Genomic DNA, 15,623 nt, shown 5'->3' with positions numbered 1-15,623 from the left:
CTAGTTCGACAGCGTGATGCTCTCGCTGCCGGTGTAGGTGACGCTGCCGCTGCTGATGGCGATGTCCGACGACGCCTCGCCGTTGAAGACCTTGTCGATCAGCCGAACGGGCAAGGTCGCGAACTCGGGGCGGTCGTCGTGGGTGACGCGCACGTCGACGAGGGCGTCCTTGCTGATGAGGTGCGCGGTGCCCGGGGCGTCGTAGGCGTAGCCGCGGATGCGGTAGGTGGTGTCCAGGTTGAGTCCGGAGAGCTCGATCGCTTTGCCGAGGCTGCCGCTGGCGATGTCGAGGGTCATCGGGAGGTTGCGCTCGGCATCCACCACCGCGACCTCGGAGCCCTGCACCAGCTTGAAGACGTCCAGCCTCAGGTGCTGGACGTCGGCAGGGGTGTAGGGCACGACGGTGCTCTGGGCGCGGAAGGACCCCGCCTGCAACGAGGCCAGGAGGGACACGCGCGCCTGGCCGTTGGCGACCGACGGGGCGGTCGTGGTCGCGCAACTGGCGACCAGGGCCGCGCCGACCAACACGAGGATCGAGTGGGCTTTCACGAGGGGGCCTCCGGACTGCTGAGGTGAGGATCAGATCGTCATGCGTCCGAAGTTACCAATTTTTCGTGAGGGGCTGGAAGAGAGTTATCCCCTCTTTTCTCGGGGGTTATCCCCCGACGAGGCTAGTCCTCCTCGGCCAGGGGGAACAGGATCGCCCCGCTCACGGGGTCCCTGAGGGCCATGAGGGCCGAGAGGTCCTCCGTGGCGGCCGCGATGGCGGCAGGGGGGACCACGATCCGCTCGGCGTCCTCGCGCACCGGGGCAATGGCCGGCACCATCCGCCGGGAGAGGTCGGGCCGAACGATCTCGTAGCCAAGGATCAGCCCCGTCGCCAGGTCGAAGACCACGTCCGAGACGCGCCCATGCGTCCGGCCGTCAGGGGTGGCCAGGGCCTTGCCGATCCCAGAGGGCGCGCGCATGGCGGCTTTCTCCTTCGCGATCACCAAGAAAGAGGGCGTTCCCCGCGCGGGGAACGCCCTTCGATCCTAGCGGGCCGCGGCCTGGGCCGCAACGCTCGCGTGGAGGCTTAGGCTTCCTGAATGACGACCTTCTCCATCTTGTCCATGGGGCGGATGGCGTCGACGATCTCCTGGCCCTTGATGACCTGGCCGAAGACGGTGTGAACGCCGTCCAGGTGGGGCTGGGGGCTGTGGGTGATGAAGAACTGGCTGCCGCCGGTGTCCTTGCCCGCGTGGGCCATGGAGAGGGCGCCGGTGCCGTGCTTGCGGGGGTTGATCTCGCAGGGGATGGTGTAGCCGGGGCCGCCGCGGCCGGTGCCCTCGGGGCAACCGCCCTGGATCACGAAGTTGGGGATCACCCGGTGGAAGGTGAGGCCGTCGTAGTAGCCGGAGGTGGCGAGCTTCTCGAAGTTGGCGACGGTGTTGGGGGCGTCGTCGGTGAAGAGCTCGATCTCGATATCGCCCTTGGCGGTGGTGATGATGGCTTTTTTCATGGGGAAAGCACTCGCTACATTTGAGGGGGACCGAAAGCCCATTGTGGCATGCGCGCGCCGGTCGGGCAACGTCACGCCTCGATGGCGACCTCCGTGTGCACGTCGCGCACCCCCCACACCGCCCAGACGTCGTCCACGGCGGCCTGGCGCTCGGCGCTGGAGCGGGCGACGCCCGAGAGGTAGACCACCCCGCCCCGGGTCGTCACCTGGAAGCGCAGGGAGTCGATCAGCTTGTCCTTGTCGAAGGCCACCCGGACGGCGTTGGTGATCTCGTCGTCCGAGTCGTCCTCGTGGGGCTCGACGGCGATCTGGTTGCGAACGTCGGCCACCCCCGCGACCCACCAGGCGATGAGCCCCGCCAGGCGCTTCTTGGCCAGGGCGTCCTGGCTGCCCGTGAGCGTCACCACCCCGTTCTCGACGTGGATCGAGAGCTTCTTCTCGTCGATGTAGGGGTCCTCTTCCAGGCCGTTGCGGACGTGGGCGAGGATCTGGTCGTCGGTGCGCACCGGTATCGGCCGCAGCTTGAGGTGGTTGATGACCTCCTGGACCCCGCGCACCTCCTGGATCAGCCGCTCGCAGGTCATCTTCTCGCCGAGGCTTTCGACCAACCCTTCGAGTAGCACCGTCCCGCCCTGACAGCGGATCTTGACGGCCCCCCCTTCGCTCTGGGCCCTCACCCTAGGGTCGCGGGTCAGGGCCGCGGCGACGGAATCGTGGATCTCTGCGTCGGTCAGCATGCCGATCCCTCCTCATTTCAGGCTTTACAAGGTGCACCACGCAAAAAAACCTCCCCCTATGCTAGTCAGGGAGAGGCGTGGGGCCTTCGGGCAAAACGACGAAGATCTCGGGGCGCGGGGGCGCCGAAACCCCCGCTTAGTCGTTGTCCGGGGTGGATTGGGCCGGCCGGAACTGGCGAATCTTGCCGCCCGGGGCGGGAGCCGGAGCCTGGGGCGCAGGCTTGAGGGCCCCTTGGAAGCGCTTATCGGCTTCGGTGATCATCTTGGCGAAGGAGGCGAAGTCCTCGAGGCTGAAGTAGAGCGCAGCCTGGTAAGCGTTGACCACGACCTTGCCCTCGTTCTCGACGAACCAGACCGTGCCGAACTCGCATTCCCCAAGGGTTCGAAAGTTGTTCGCGTCCACGTGGGCTTCTCCTTTGGCTGCATAAGCGCGGTGCGGGTCCAGTGTACCATGTCTTGTCGGCGCCAGTCTGCTGCTTGCGGCCTCAGCCCTCGATCAGGACCTTGACCCGTCCCTCTTTGGAGAGCACGCGGGCGGTGGTGATCCCGCTGTACTGCATGAACTGGAGGTCGAGCTTGGACTGGCCGATGCGCAGCCCGTCGATCCGCACCTCCTCGAGCCAGGTGGGCAGCTGCGGCTGGACGATGCGCAGGGCGTTGCCCGCCGCGTCCGGCACGATGCCGAGCGCGCTCTGCAACAGCAGGAAGATGGTGCCCGCCGCCCAGGCCTGCGGGCTGCACGCCACCGGGTAGGGCACGGGGCGATCCAGATCCCCTTCCTTGGGGAAGCCGCAGAACAGCTCGGGCAAGCGGTAGTAGGGGAAGTGCAGGGAGGCCTGGTAGAGGGAATCGAGCAGGACCAGGACCTCCTGCTTGTAGCCGTGCTGGGCGAGGCCGAGGGCGATCAGGCTGTTGTCGTGGGGCCAGACGGTCCCGTTGTGGTAGCTCATGGGGTTGTAGACCGGGCTATCGGCCGAGAGCGTGCGGATCCCCCAGCCGGAGTACATGCCCTTGCCCATCATGAACTGGACCATGCCGGGGATGCGCTCTTCGGGGATGAGCCCGCTCCACAGGCCGTGGCAGGGGTTGGAGGTGGGGGTGCGGACCTGCTTCTTGTCGCCGTCGAGGGCGAGCACGTAGAAGCCGTCCTCCTCCGACCAGAAGGCGTGGTTGAAGGCTTCCTTGAGCTCGTCGGCCTCTCGGTTGAGGCGATCGCCGAGGATCCGCAGGTCGAGGGTGTAGCAGAGCTGGGCGATCCGCTTCTTGGCGTCGTAGACGTAGCCCTGGACCTCGGCCAGGGCGATCGGTCCGGTGGCCAGCGTCGCGTCGGGCCTAATCACCGAGTTGACCGAGTCCTTCCAGCCCTGGACCACGAGGCCCAAGGGCGAGCGCCGCTCGTATTCGACGAAGCCGTCCCCGTCCAGGTCCCCGTACACCTCGATCCACATGAGGGCGGCCTCGACCGCGTCCCACAGCTCCCGCACCAGGTCCAGATCACCCGTCCAGCGGTAGGTCTCGGAGAGCAGGATGAGGAAGAGGGGGGTGGAGTCCACCGAGCCGTAGTAAGGGGTCTGGGGGATCTGGCCGAGCCGGGCGAGCTCGCCCACCCTCAGCTCGTGCAGGATCTTGCCGGGCTCCGCGTCGCGGAAGCTCTCGTCCTCGCGGGCCTGGTGGGCCGCCAGGTAGCGCAGGGTGCCGTAGGCCAGGTCGGGCCTGAGCATCAGGGACTGGAAGGCGGTCAGGATCCCGTCCCGGCCGAAGGGGGCGGTGTACCAGGGGATGCCGGCCGCGAGGTATGGCCCGGTCGGATACATGGTCGAGAGGGCCGCGATGTCGCGCTCGCTGCGCGAGAGGATCAGGTTGTAGATGGCGTTGCTGGTGATGAGCCGGGTGCAGCCCGAGACCTTGCGCTTGGAGGCGACGTCCAGTCGCTCGACGAAGCGCTCGAAGCTCTCCTCACGCTTGTCGGCCGCGAGCGACCCCTCGCCGGCGATCAGGGTCTCGACGGTGTAGGCGAAGACCGTCTCGGCCCCGTGGCCGGGGCAGGGCAGGGTGAAGCGCACGATCCCGCCGACCGAGGCGTGTTCGGGGGCGAGCGGCTCGATCTGGAAGGCGCTCGCCGCGACGTCGAAGGTGATCCGGGTCTGGCGGAAGGTCTTGTCCTCGCCCATGTAGGCCAGGATCAGGGTGTGCCCCTCGATCTTGGGCTGGAGGAAGAGGCCGTGGTGCTGGCGGTGCATGCCACGGACCTCGAACATGTCGGCGTAGTCGGCCCGGAACTCCAGCGAGAAGGTCAACTCGGCCGAGAAGGGGTTGTAGTTGACGATCTTGACCCGGTCGCGGACCACGTCCTCGATGGCGCGATCGCTCGAGATGTACACGGTCTCCTGGGGGATCATGCGGCCGTCGGGGTACTTGAGCACCTGGTTCATGAACTCGATCTGGGACAGGTAGGTGCGCTCGCTGGAGCTCGACAGCAGGCTGGGCACCTTGTCCTCGAGTTGGAAGATCCACCCGCTCAGAAAGCGCGTGTCGGCGGCGTAGAGGCCCATGCCGCACCCGCAGCCGGGGTAGACGTTGCCGTCGATGTCGCTGACCAGGAAGAGGTTCTCCTGCTTGATGACCTCGCGGCCGTGCCGGCAGGACGTGAGCACGGCGGGGATGCCGCTCGCGAGCACCGCGCTCAGCTCGCGATCGATCGTGTAGATCTCGCCGCCCACCTCGATGGTGGTCGATTCGGGGGGCGCTTCGGGCGGTCTTGCTTGCTTGGGGTCCTCGGCTTGGGCCATCGGGGTCCTCTTCGTCGCGAGGGCGTCGGGCGGTTCGACGCGGATGCCGGACGCTCTTAGTGCGGGGCGCCCGCGCCGGGGCGCTGGAAGCTCGCCTCGATCCGCAGCTGCTGCTCGCGCAGGCGCTTGAGCATGTAGTTGAGGTACTCGCTCAACTCGATGCTGTCGGTCTCGAGGTAGATCTGGAGGATCTCCCCGTATTCGCGGAAGGAGAGGTGGATGTGGGGCTCATGCTCCCTGGCGAGCTCCAGGAGCAGCATGACTTCGGCCTTCGAGCAGACCGAGAACTGGTGGGTTCTGGCCATCCCGTCACCCCCTTCCGCCCTGGTGCGAGTCTAGGGACCCTCCATGCCCGAGTCAACGAACGAGCTTGTCTCGGCCCGCGACAAGCCTCGTCCACTTCGGCCGAGCCCGCCGGGGGCCCGGGATGCTACAACCGGGAGCGTCGGATCACGCGGGGCGGCCATCCCGAAAGGCGGTGAGCGGTGGGGGGGCGATCGAAGACGGGGGGGCGCTTGAGGGTCCTCGAGGTGCTCGCTTCCGGGGCGGTGGGGGGCGGCTCGACCCACCTGCGGGACCTGGCCCAGGGCCTCGATCCTGGGCGGTTCGCCCCCGTCGTCGCCTGCTCCGACGATGGGCCCCTCGCCGCTCACCTGGAGGCCGCCGGCCACCCGGTCGTCCGCATCCCCATGACCAGCCGGCTCAATCCCCGGGCGATCGCGGCCATCGCCGAAAGGGCCCGCCGCGAGAAGGTCGCCCTCATCCACTCGCACGGCACCCGGGCGGCCCTCTGCGGGGCGCCGGCCGCCGCCCTCTGCGGGGTGCCCCACCTCTACACCGTCCACGGCTGGAGCTTCCACCAGCGCGGCTCGGCCCTCGCCGAGACCGCCGCCCGCTCTTGCGAGGCGGTGGCCTCTCGCCTCAGCCGTCAGGTGGTCTGCGTTTCTCACGCCGATCAGCGCTCGGGCCTCGCCCACGGCATCCTCTCGCCCCAGCGCAGCCGGGTGATCCCCAACGGCATCGACCCCGCCCGCTTTCGTCCGGACCCGGCGGCGCGCGCGCGTATGCGCGAGGCCTTGGGGGTCGCCGAGGGCGAGCCCTTGATTGGCCTCTTCGGGCGCCTGACCCGTCAGAAGGCTCAGGGGGTCTTCTTGCGCGCGGCTGCCGAGGTCCTCGCCCGCGAGCCGGCCACCCGCTTCATGCTGGTGGGGGACGGGGAGGACCGCGTGGCCCTTGCGGCCCTCTCTGCGGGGCTGGGGCTGGGCGGTCGCCTCTTGATGCTCGGCAGCCGCTCGGACGTGCCCGCTTTGCTCGCCGCCACCGACGTCTTCGTCTTGCCGAGCCTGTGGGAGGGGCTCCCCATCGCCCTCTTGGAGGCCATGGCCTGCGGGGTGCCCGTGATCGCAAGCGCGGTGGACGGCTCGCTCGAGGTCGTCCAGCCCGGCCTGAGCGGCCTCTTGGTGCCGCCGGGCGAGGTCGCGCCTTTGGCCGAGGCCATCTTGGCCTTGATCCGCACCCCGGCCCTGGCCGCGCGACTGGCGGCGGCCGGTCGCGAGCGGGTCCTCGCCCTCTACCCCCTCTCCCGGATGATCGCGGCGATCGAGGCCCTCTACGCCGAGGTCGCCGCGCCTCGTTCCGGGACGATCGCCTGAGGTGCGCCATGCTTGAATGCCTCGTCGCCGCCTGGTGCCTGTTGGCGGCTTTTCTCCAGGGTGTCCTGGCCCTCAACATCTTCCATCTGGCCTTCGTCACGGTGGGGGCCTGGCTCTCGCGCCGCTTCCCGCGCCCGGGCTATCCCGTGCCCGACGGGGCCTGGCCACGCCTGGCGGTGCTCGTCGCCGCTCACGACGAGGCCGCGGTGATCGGCGCCTGCCTCTCGCGCCTGCGCGAGCAGGAGTACCCCGCCGAGCGCGTCGCGACGTGGGTGGTGGCCGATCGCTGCGCGGACGCCACCGCCGGCCTGGCGCGCGCGGCCGGGGCCACGGTCTTCGAGCGCGAGGATGGCACCCCCTCCAAGGGGGCAGCACTCGCCTGGCTCTGGGAGCGCCTGGGGGAGGCCCGCGAAGGCTTCGACGCGGTGGTGGTGCTCGACGCCGATAACGAGGTGGCGCCGGACTTCTTGGCCGAAATGGGGCGGGCGCTCGCGAGCGGCGCCAAGGTGGTGCAGGGGCAGCGGATCGCCAAGAACCCCCAGCACAGCGCCGCCAGCGCCCTGGACGGCCTCGCCGAGGCCCTGCACCACCGGGTGGTGGCCGCAGGGCTCAGCTGGTGGGGATTCTCGACCAGCCTCTCCGGCTCGGGGGTCGCTTACGAGCGGCGGGTCTTCGAGCGTCTGATCGCTTCGACCACCACCCAGGTCGAGGACTGCGAGTACCAGTTGCGGCTCTTGGGCTGGGGGGTGGCGATCCGCTCGGCGCCGGGGGCCACGGTCTTCGACGAGAAGATCCACGACTTCGAGGCCATGGCCCGCCAGCGATCGCGCTGGATCCAGGGCAAGCTGCGCCTCTTCGCGCGGCACCTGCCGGGGCTGGTGTGGGGGGCGATGAACGGGCGGCGCGAGGCCTTCGAGGGCCTGGGCTTCGTCGCGACCTCTCTGCCGCGCTCGGTGCTGGTGGTGCTGCTTGGGCTGGGGCTCCTGGCCGGGGCGGTCGGGGTGCCGGGGGTGCTCCCTTGGCCGTGGTGGCTCGGGGGGATGGGACTCTTCGGCCTGCACGTGGCCTCGGGCCTCGTGATCGCGGGGGTGAATCCGGCCGAGTGGAAGTCACTCATGGCCTCGCCGCGCTTCATCCGGGTGCTGTGGGGGGCTTGCTGGCAGGCGATGGGCCGCCGCCGGATTCCATGGGTCCGGACGCCCCACGGCTCGACCGACGAGCCGCCGGCATAAAAAAGAAGGGACCCCCTTTCGGGGGCCCCTTCGAAGCCTTTGGCTTAGGCCGAGAGCTTGGACTTGGCCATGGTGGCCAGGTGCGCGAAGGCGTCGGCGTCGTTGACGGCGAGGTCCGCGAGGATCTTGCGGTTGACCTCGACCTGGGCCTTCTTGAGGCCGTTGATGAGCTGCGAGTAGCTCAGGCCGTTGATGCGGGCCGCCGCGTTGATGCGGGTGATCCACAGCCGACGGAAGTCCCGCTTGCGGGTCCGGCGGTGCTTGTACATGTACCGGAGGGCCTTCATCATCGCCTGGTTGGCGGCGCGGAAGATCTTACGGGTCGACCCACGGAAGCCCTTGGTGAGCTTGAAAACCTTCTTATGGCGGTTGCGGTTGATGTTACCGCGTTTGACGCGAGGCATGTTCGTTTAACTCCTTAGTAGACGAGGGCCGATCCTAGCGGAGGTACTGCGGATAAGGCAGCGCTTCCTTGACGCGCTGGGCGTCCTCTTTGCTCACGATGGCCTCGCCGCTGATCCGGCGCAGGCGGCTGCCGTCCTTGCCGACGATCAGGTGCTTGCGGAAAGCCTTGCGGCGGATCACTTTGCCGGTCCCCGTCACTCGGAACCGCTTGGCCGAGGACTTGTGGGTCTTCATCTTGGGCATGGGATTTACTTCTCCTTCTTGGGGGCCAGAATGAGGAAGAGGGTGCGGCCTTCCTGCTTGGGCTCGCGTTCGACGACGGCGATATCCTTGACGTCGTTGGCGAACTTGTTGAGGAGCTGCGCGCCGAGCTCGGTGTGCTGCATTTCGCGGCCCCGGAAGCGCACCGTCACCTTGACCTTGTCGTTGTCGGCGATGAACTTCTGGATGGCCCGCAGGCGCACGTCGTAGTCGTGCTGACCGATCTTGTAGCTGACCGTCAGCTCCTTGATGCTGACGACGTGCTGCTTCTTGCGGGCTTCCTTGGCTTTCTTCTCGGTTTCGAACTTGTGCCGCCCGTAGTCCATGATTTTGCAGACCGGCGGAGCGGCGTCGGCGGCCACCATTACCAGGTCGAGCCCCTTCTCCTGCGCGATCCGGAGGGCCTCGCGCGTCGGCAAGATGCCGAGCTGGGATCCGTCGTCGCCGATGGTCCGGACCTCACGGGCGCGGATCCGGTCGTTGATCAGGGTGGTGTCTCGTTCCCTCAGAATGGTCGTTTCCTCCTCAAAAACGGAGAAAGGCAGGTGTACTCACCTGCCCTCGTCGGAAGATTCGCGGCGCGGGCCAGGCCCGGCGGCGAGATTCTTTCCGGCTACCTCGCTGGCAATGCCGCGGGGTGAGAAGGTGCGCTTCTGCTTTCGCCGTGTTGTTGAACCATTCGCGCCCTGAATTACTCAGCGACGCGCTGTAACTTCCTTACTATAGCCTCCTTGAGTAGGCGGAGTCAACAGGATCCGCCCGCGTTTCTTGCTTGGCATGGAGGGCGATGGTATACTGCGCATCTCGGGCGCCGACGCCCGTACCGCGCCCTTTTGCCGCTGTTTCACCCCTTTGAGACGGACCCCCGAACGATGTACCAGCGCCTTGCTGAACACGTCGAGCGCCACCGCGCCGACCTCCAGCGCTTCGCCTCCGAGCTGATCCGCACCCCGTCGCCCTCGGGCGGCGAGGGGGCCGTCGCGTCGCTCGTGGCCGAGGCCATGCGCGCCCAGGGCTTCGACGACGTCCGGATCGACGAGGTGGGCAACGTGGTCGGCGTGATCCGCGGCGCGAACACGGGGCCGAGCGTGCTCTTCTGCTCGCACCTGGACACGGGCGAGCCGGCCGAGCTCGAGCGCTGGGCCCACCCCCCGTGCGAGCCCGTCGAAGCGGACGGCTACCTCTTGGGCCTCGGGGCTGCCGACTCCAAGGGGGCGATCGCCTCTCAGGTCTTCGGTGCCGCGGCCCTGCGCGCCCTGGCGGCTCCCCTCTCGGGGGACGTGGTCGTCGCCGGGGTGGTGATGGCCGAGCAGGCCGAGGCTTTCGGGGTGGGGCACCTCTTCGACGTCACCCTGCCTGCAATGGGCCTCTCGAAGCCGGCGCTCGCCGTCATGGGCGATCCGACGGGGCTCGATCTCTACTTGGGCCAGCGGGGTCGCCTCGAGCTCGAGCTGATGACCATCGGCCGGACCGCGCATGCGGCCGTGCCCGGCCTCGGCGTCAACGCCGCCTACAAGATGGCGGGGATCGTCGAGGACCTGCAGGCCCTCTCCCAGACCCTTCCGAGCCACCCCTTCCTCGAGAAGAGCACCGTGGCCCTGACGAACCTCGAATGCGCGCCGGCGCGCTTCTCGATCATCCCGGACCGCTGCGTCGCCTCGATCGATCGGCGCTTTCTGCCCACCGAGTCCCTGGATACGGTGGTCATGCAGATCCAGTCGCTCATCAGCCGCGCGGCCGAGAAGGATCCCAACTTCAAGGCCGAAGTGCGGATCCGCACGGTGGAAGAGAAAGCCTACACCGGCGTCACCAAGCAAGTCCCCAAACTGCTCTCCCCTTTCCTGACCTCCGACAAGCACCCCATGGTCGTCGCCTCCATCGCGGCCCTAACGGCCGTCGGCCAGGCGCCGCGCTTCGACAAATGGTGCTTTTCGACCGAGGGCGGGTATGTTGCCACCATCGCCGGCGTGCCGACCATCGGCTACGCTCCCGGTGAGGAGAAGTACGCCCACACCCCCTACGATCGCGTCCGCATCGCGTCGCTCGGTGACGCCGCCCTCGGCATGGCGGCGATCGCCTTTGCGATCGCAAGTCAGGCTCCGGGCCGCGAGGCCGCACGAGAGGAACACGCATGACCACCGCCCAGAAGGATGAAGTCTCGCTCCTGCCCAAGCTGCTGGACGGCATCGCCGTGCTCGAAGGGGGGCGCCTCGTCTCCCACAATCGCCAGCTCCTCCAGCTCCTGGTAGAGCCCGGCGAGAAGGCCGAGACCGTCGGGGCCGAGCGTCTCGAGCAGATGCTCGCCGATCCGGCCGTCGTGGCGGTCGTCGAAAAGGGCGAAGGGGAGCTCGAGCTCATTCCCGATTGGTGGCAGGGCCAGGTCCTGTACCTGACGGCGCAGGCCCTCGACGGCCGCCTCCTCCTAATGGTCCACAACCTCACTTCGGTGCACCGCCTGGCGGCCATGCAGCAGGACTTCGTGGCCAACGTCAGCCACGAGCTGCGTACTCCCCTGACCTCGATCCGCATGGCGGCCGAGAGCCTCCAGCTGGGGGCCATGGCCAGCGAGAAGATGCGCGCCAAGTTCTTGAGCAACATCCAGCGCGAGGCCGACCGCCTCACCCGTCTGGTCAACGAGCTCTTGGTGGTGGCCAACCTTCACGGTCGTCCGACTCTGCACATGGCCGATTTCACCTTCCCGGAGCTCGCGAGCGAGGTCAAGACCACCCTCGATCCCCATGCGGATCTCAACCAGGTGCACCTGGTCCTCAATTGCCCCGAGACCCTGCCCGTCTACCGCGGCGATCGCGACCGGCTCCAGCAGGTGCTGATCAACCTGGTGGACAACGCCATCAAGTTCACGCCTGCCTCGGGCACCGTCACCCTGGATATCGCCTTCAACGAGAAGCAGCAGGCCTTCAAGATCAAGGTCATCGACACGGGGATCGGCATCCCCGAGATCGACCGTCCGCGCATCTTCGACCGGTTCTACCGGGTGGACAAGAGCCGCTCGCGGGTCACCGGCGGGGTGGGTCTGGGCCTGTCGATCGTCAAGGACATCATCGTCGCCCACGGCGGCACCGTGGAAGTGGAGAGCGAGATCAACGTCGGCACCACCTTCCTCATCACGTTCCCGTTGGATCATGAAGGGTAGGGGTATGGCATCGGACGAGCGCGAACTGGTCGAGAAGGATCTTCGCCGCCGGGGGTATCGCATCACCCCGCAGCGCGAGCGGATCCTGCGCGTCTTCCAGGAGCTTCCGGGCGGCACTCACCTGAGTGCCGAGGACCTCTACCAGCGGCTTGCGGCCGAAGAGCCCCGGATCAGCCTGGCGACTGCCTATCGCACCCTCAAGCTCCTGGCCTCGCTCGGTCTCTTGCGCGAGGTGGACTTCGCCGAGGGCCACAAACACTACGAGTTCAACCGCGAGGAGACGCCGCACCAGCACATGGTCTGCATCCAGTGCGGCACGACCCTCGAATTCTCGGGCGAGGCTCTCGAGGCGGCGGCCCACGCCGCGGCCAAGGAGTTCGCCTTCGCCGTGCTGGACGTGCAGTTCAAGATCTTCGGCCGGTGTGCCGCCTGCCAGGCCACCACGCGATCTTAAGTCCCTTTTAAAGCGCAATTAGGTGAATCTTAGCCTCCGATCCCCCGGATCGGAGGCAAGTCGTGCTTGGCCGGTGGGTATAAGAAAAAAAGGATCTCCGTTGCCAGGTTAAACCGGCTCGCGGGAGATCCACGCAAGTCTCCGCTGTGAAGCAGCGATGATCCCGGTGGCGCCGGAAGACGAAACGCCTGAAACACACAGGAGGGAATCATGGGGAACGTCAACCAAACCTCGATGCGCACGCCTGCTGCTCGCACGCAGCAGACGTCGCCCCTCCAGCCGCAGACCACGCCCCTGGACGACCGCGCCCAGATCGCCGATGAGGCCGTCTACACCCAGGCGGCGCCCCAGGCCAAGCCCAAAGAAGGCCGCGGCCTCTTGGGTCACATCGGCGACATCTTCGTGGGCGGCGGCCAGGCCATCGGCGACATGGTCAAGGGTGTTGCGAACGTCATCCTGCACCCCATCCAGACCCTCAAGGGCATCGGCTACGTCATCACCCACCCGGCGACCCTGGTTCACGCCTTCGTCGAGCCCTACAAGCAGGCTATCAAGGACGGCCGTCCCGGCCTCGCCCTCGGCCGCGGCATCGTCGAGATCGGCTCGCTCTTCGTCAGCCCCAGCCAGGTGGTGAACGGCGCCAAGGGCGTCATCAACGGCGCCAAGGGCATGCTGACCGGTGCCAAGGGCGCCGCGCAGGCGGGTGCCGCCGCAGGGACCCTCGGCGCCAAGGGCGCTGAACTCTCCGGCAAGATCGCTGGCCAGGCCGCGACCGCCATGGAGAAGGCCTCCAAGCTCAAGGCCCTCGGTCACGTGGGCGAGGCTGCCAAGCTCGAGCAGTTCGGCCGCATCATGGAGAAGGCGGCGGGCTTCGCCGCCACGGGCACCGAGCAGGGTGTTGCCCGGGCCATGAAGTACGCGACCTGGGCCACCAACGCCCAGACCGTCAACGTCGCCACCCAGGCGGGCACCAAGGTCATGACCATGTCGGCCCTGGCCCAGCACTCGGACTCCCTCCTCAACGCCGCCGCCAAGGCCGGCAGCGCGGTCGTCTCCAAGGCCGACGACGTGGGCAAGGCCGCGGCCAAGGCCGGTGCGCTGGCCCCTGCCTACGACCTGCCCGTCAAGCTGACCAAGAACGCCTCCTCGGCTGCCAAGACCTTCGGCCTCTCGTCCCAGCAGGCCAACACGCTGCTGGGCGCCGCCGACGACATCTTCAAGCAGAACCGCCTGGCGGGCGCTTCCGAGAAGGTCGCGCTCGAGGCCGCCAAGACCTACATGGCGGGCCAGCTCGGCGTGGCGGCTACCGACACGGCCGTCTCGGCCCTGGCGAACACCCTCAAGCCCAGCACCAAGACCCTGCTGAACAACTCGGTCACGCTCGCCAACCAGTTCGAGCGCACCAACTACATCACCCGTCCCCTCGAGAAGGGCGCCCGCGCCATCGGCCGCCCGGTCGACAAGTCGATCGTGGCCGTGAACCACGTGGCCAAGAACGTGGGCGAGAACCTCGCCCAGGTCGGCGACAAGGTCTCGAACGCGCTTGGCAAGGTCGGCGACATGCGCCTGGGCGACATCCCCCGCGCCGTCGGCCAGGTGGCGACCTACCCCTTCAAGGTCACCTACCAGGCCCTCGCCGGCGCCGGTCAGGCGATCAAGAACAGCCTGGCGGGTCTCTCCAACATCGGCGACCTCCCCCTGCGCCGGATCTGGGAGGCTCCCGCTGAGGCGGTCGGCCGCGCGGTCAGCGCTGGTGCTCAGCTGGTGAGCAACCTGCCCGACGTGAAGCTGGGCGAGCTCGCGCAGCTGGCGCGCCCTGCCCTCGCCGCCTCGGTCATCGGCCGGGTGAGCGACGTCCAGAAGACCCCCGACGACGGGATCGCCAAGAAGTACGGCATCCTCGACACGCCTGCTAACATCGAGGCCTTCAAGGCCGAGGTCGCGAGCTATGCCGAGGGCGCCATCGGGCCCGAAACCGACAACCCGCAGCAGGTTGCCCAGCTCCAGACCATCCTGCGCAAGATCGGCTACGACGTGACCCCCTCGGGCAACTTCGACGAGGACACGGCCCTCGCCGTCATCGACTTCAAGCAGCGCGCGGGGATCACCCAGAGCTACAAGATGGCCGACGGCACCCCTGCGGTCAACGAGTACGTGGACGAGCAGACCGCCAAGGCCCTGGTCGCTGTGGCCAAGCGCAAGGCCGGCGTCAGCGAGACCGAGAAGACTCCCGCCCCCAGTGGCGAGATCACCGGCCGCCAGGTCAAGGACGCCCTCGTGGGCCTCGATGACGCGCTTGGTGCCTTCGACGGCGCCAAGACCACGGCCGAGCGCGCCAAGGCCAAGGTCGCCATGGAGGAGGCCGCCCTGGTCGCCATCCACGACCTGACGGGCTACGGCCTCGCTCACGAGGACGCCCGCGCCGACGTGGAGGACAAGCTCAACGAGATCGCCGCCGCCCTCAACGAGCGTGGCTACAGCGACGAGGAGCTCAGCGCGCTCATCGCCGAGGGTCAGCAGGAGTACGCCGCTCCCGAGGAGCCCACGAAGTCGGAAAGGCCCACGCGCCCCGTGCAGGGTGGCAAGGCCGTACCGGCTGAACAGCCCGGCAAGACTGAGCAGGCCGAGAAGCCCGGCAAGACCGAGCAGGCTGAGAAGCCTGGCAAGGCTGAGCAGGGTGCCAAGCCCGCCCAGCCCACCAAGCCCGCTCAGACCGAGCAGACGACCAAGCCTGCCGAGGAGAAGCCCGCAGCGCCGACCACCTACGTGGTGAAGACGAACGACAACCTGGCGCGCATCGCCCAGCAGACCCTCGGGGATGCGAACCGCTGGCGCGAGATCTATGACCTCAACAAGCAGGTCATCGGCTCGAACCCCAACCTGATCCTCCCGGGTCAGAAGCTGCAGATCCCTGGCAAGGCGGCTCCGGCCCCCGAGACCAAGCCTGCGGCCGGGACCGAGCCCAAGGCGGAAACCAAGCCTGCGACCGGCACCGAGCCCAAGGCGGAGACCAAGCCCGCGGCCGGTACCGAGACCAAGCCGACCGTCAGCAAGGAGGTCGAGGCCCTGATCAAGGAGCGGGGTATCCAGAACGACCCGGCGAACGTGCAGGCCTTCCTCAAGGAGGTCGGCGAGTACGCGGCCCGCGGCGCCATCGGTCCCGACTCGGGCTCGCCCGCGGTGGTCAAGCAGTTGCAGACGTTGCTCGCGCGCCTCGGCTACGACAAGGTCCAGACGAACGGCGCCTTCGACGACGCCACCGGTGATGCGATCATCGACTTCAAGGTCAAGCACGGCCTGCACCAGACCTACAAGCTCGCCGACGGCACCTGGGCCGTCAACGAGTACGTGGGCGAGGACACCGCTCAGGCGATGGCCAAGGCCGTCAAGGATCTCAACTAACCGGCACGAGGGGCGCCCCCGGGCGCCCCTCGTCCA

General features: G+C 68.0%; 16 protein-coding genes. 6 read left to right on the top strand and 10 right to left on the bottom strand.

Translation table 11 applies throughout. The annotated features are described in order from the left end of the window. From J7643_10055 to J7643_10025, 7 genes are all read right to left on the bottom strand, one after another. Nucleotides 1-549 carry a hypothetical protein gene (locus J7643_10055; GenBank protein ID MBO9540920.1) on the bottom strand — a complete coding sequence of 183 codons (549 nt, stop codon included), beginning with the start codon at nt 547-549 and terminating at the stop codon, nt 1-3. Nucleotides 550-671: 122 nt separating this feature from the next. Further along, nucleotides 672-968 carry a hypothetical protein gene (locus J7643_10050; GenBank protein ID MBO9540919.1) on the bottom strand — a complete coding sequence of 99 codons (297 nt, stop codon included), beginning with the start codon at nt 966-968 and terminating at the stop codon, nt 672-674. 107 nt (nt 969-1,075) lie between these two features. Further along, on the bottom strand, nt 1,076-1,501 hold the full coding sequence (locus J7643_10045) for a peptidylprolyl isomerase (GenBank protein ID MBO9540918.1): 426 nt from the start codon (nt 1,499-1,501) through the stop codon (nt 1,076-1,078). Between the two features lie 71 nt (nt 1,502-1,572). Beyond that, on the bottom strand, nt 1,573-2,238 hold the full coding sequence (locus tag J7643_10040) for a BON domain-containing protein (protein MBO9540917.1): 666 nt from the start codon (nt 2,236-2,238) through the stop codon (nt 1,573-1,575). Between the two features lie 136 nt (nt 2,239-2,374). Then, entirely contained in the window at nt 2,375-2,641 is a 267-nt protein-coding gene (locus J7643_10035; protein MBO9540916.1) for a hypothetical protein, read from the bottom strand. Nucleotides 2,642-2,723: 82 nt separating this feature from the next. Further along, a complete protein-coding gene (locus tag J7643_10030; GenBank protein MBO9540915.1) occupies nt 2,724-5,027 on the bottom strand; it encodes an amylo-alpha-1,6-glucosidase in 2,304 nt (767 codons plus the stop codon). 56 nt (nt 5,028-5,083) lie between these two features. After that, nucleotides 5,084-5,332, bottom strand: a complete 249-nt coding sequence (locus J7643_10025; GenBank protein MBO9540914.1) for a hypothetical protein — start codon at nt 5,330-5,332, stop codon at nt 5,084-5,086. Between the two features lie 210 nt (nt 5,333-5,542). Between J7643_10025 and J7643_10020 the strand changes: the two genes are divergently transcribed. Next, nucleotides 5,543-6,679, top strand: coding sequence for a glycosyltransferase (locus J7643_10020; GenBank protein ID MBO9540913.1), 1,137 nt, complete (start codon nt 5,543-5,545; stop codon nt 6,677-6,679). A gap of 8 nt (nt 6,680-6,687) precedes the next feature. Continuing rightward, complete coding sequence (locus tag J7643_10015) at nt 6,688-7,911, top strand: glycosyltransferase (protein MBO9540912.1); 1,224 nt, start codon at nt 6,688-6,690, stop codon at nt 7,909-7,911. A gap of 44 nt (nt 7,912-7,955) precedes the next feature. Here the strand turns inward: J7643_10015 and rplT are convergent, their stop codons facing one another. The 3 genes from rplT to infC are packed head-to-tail and all read right to left on the bottom strand — an operon-like array spanning nt 7,956 to nt 9,089. Next, complete coding sequence (gene rplT, locus J7643_10010; GenBank protein ID MBO9540911.1) at nt 7,956-8,315, bottom strand: 50S ribosomal protein L20; 360 nt, start codon at nt 8,313-8,315, stop codon at nt 7,956-7,958. Between the two features lie 34 nt (nt 8,316-8,349). After that, entirely contained in the window at nt 8,350-8,559 is a 210-nt protein-coding gene (gene rpmI, locus J7643_10005; protein ID MBO9540910.1) for a 50S ribosomal protein L35, read from the bottom strand. A 5-nt stretch (nt 8,560-8,564) separates the two neighbouring features. After that, the gene (gene infC / locus J7643_10000; protein ID MBO9540909.1) at nt 8,565-9,089 is read right to left on the bottom strand and encodes a translation initiation factor IF-3; all 525 of its coding nucleotides are present in this window, start codon (nt 9,087-9,089) and stop codon (nt 8,565-8,567) included. 360 nt (nt 9,090-9,449) lie between these two features. Here infC and J7643_09995 point away from each other — a divergent pair, with 360 nt between their 5' ends. From J7643_09995 to J7643_09980, 4 genes are all read left to right on the top strand, one after another. After that, the gene (locus J7643_09995) at nt 9,450-10,712 is read left to right on the top strand and encodes a M20/M25/M40 family metallo-hydrolase (GenBank protein ID MBO9540908.1); all 1,263 of its coding nucleotides are present in this window, start codon (nt 9,450-9,452) and stop codon (nt 10,710-10,712) included. Beyond that, nucleotides 10,709-11,731, top strand: coding sequence for a hypothetical protein (locus tag J7643_09990; GenBank protein ID MBO9540907.1), 1,023 nt, complete (start codon nt 10,709-10,711; stop codon nt 11,729-11,731). The genes J7643_09995 and J7643_09990 overlap by 4 nt, the downstream gene beginning before the upstream one ends. Nucleotides 11,732-11,735: 4 nt before the next feature. Continuing rightward, entirely contained in the window at nt 11,736-12,185 is a 450-nt protein-coding gene (locus tag J7643_09985) for a transcriptional repressor (GenBank protein ID MBO9540906.1), read from the top strand. Nucleotides 12,186-12,395: 210 nt separating this feature from the next. Next, the gene (locus J7643_09980; protein MBO9540905.1) at nt 12,396-15,587 is read left to right on the top strand and encodes a peptidoglycan-binding protein; all 3,192 of its coding nucleotides are present in this window, start codon (nt 12,396-12,398) and stop codon (nt 15,585-15,587) included. The last annotated feature ends 36 nt before the right edge of the window (nt 15,588-15,623 follow it).

Source organism: bacterium, assembly GCA_017744355.1.
Taxonomy (GTDB): domain Bacteria; phylum Cyanobacteriota; class Sericytochromatia; order S15B-MN24; family UBA4093; genus JAGIBK01.
Note: the sequence above shows the minus strand (reverse complement) of the source record. Positions and strands in the feature narration are given on the sequence as shown.

What these genes read in the sequence shown, in the direction of transcription:
- J7643_10015 (MBO9540912.1), top strand. Translation starts at nt 6,688, where the DNA reads ATGCTTGAATGCCTCGTCGCCGCCTGGTGCCTGTTGGCGGCTTTTCTC.
- J7643_09985 (MBO9540906.1), top strand. Translation starts at nt 11,736, where the DNA reads ATGGCATCGGACGAGCGCGAACTGGTCGAGAAGGATCTTCGCCGCCGG.
- rplT (MBO9540911.1), bottom strand. Translation starts at nt 8,315, where the DNA reads ATGCCTCGCGTCAAACGCGGTAACATCAACCGCAACCGCCATAAGAAG.
- J7643_10050 (MBO9540919.1), bottom strand. Translation starts at nt 968, where the DNA reads ATGCGCGCGCCCTCTGGGATCGGCAAGGCCCTGGCCACCCCTGACGGC.
- J7643_09980 (MBO9540905.1), top strand. Translation starts at nt 12,396, where the DNA reads ATGGGGAACGTCAACCAAACCTCGATGCGCACGCCTGCTGCTCGCACG.
- J7643_09990 (MBO9540907.1), top strand. Translation starts at nt 10,709, where the DNA reads ATGACCACCGCCCAGAAGGATGAAGTCTCGCTCCTGCCCAAGCTGCTG.
- J7643_10045 (MBO9540918.1), bottom strand. Translation starts at nt 1,501, where the DNA reads ATGAAAAAAGCCATCATCACCACCGCCAAGGGCGATATCGAGATCGAG.
- J7643_10025 (MBO9540914.1), bottom strand. Translation starts at nt 5,332, where the DNA reads ATGGCCAGAACCCACCAGTTCTCGGTCTGCTCGAAGGCCGAAGTCATG.
- J7643_10030 (MBO9540915.1), bottom strand. Translation starts at nt 5,027, where the DNA reads ATGGCCCAAGCCGAGGACCCCAAGCAAGCAAGACCGCCCGAAGCGCCC.
- rpmI (MBO9540910.1), bottom strand. Translation starts at nt 8,559, where the DNA reads ATGCCCAAGATGAAGACCCACAAGTCCTCGGCCAAGCGGTTCCGAGTG.
- J7643_10040 (MBO9540917.1), bottom strand. Translation starts at nt 2,238, where the DNA reads ATGCTGACCGACGCAGAGATCCACGATTCCGTCGCCGCGGCCCTGACC.
- J7643_09995 (MBO9540908.1), top strand. Translation starts at nt 9,450, where the DNA reads ATGTACCAGCGCCTTGCTGAACACGTCGAGCGCCACCGCGCCGACCTC.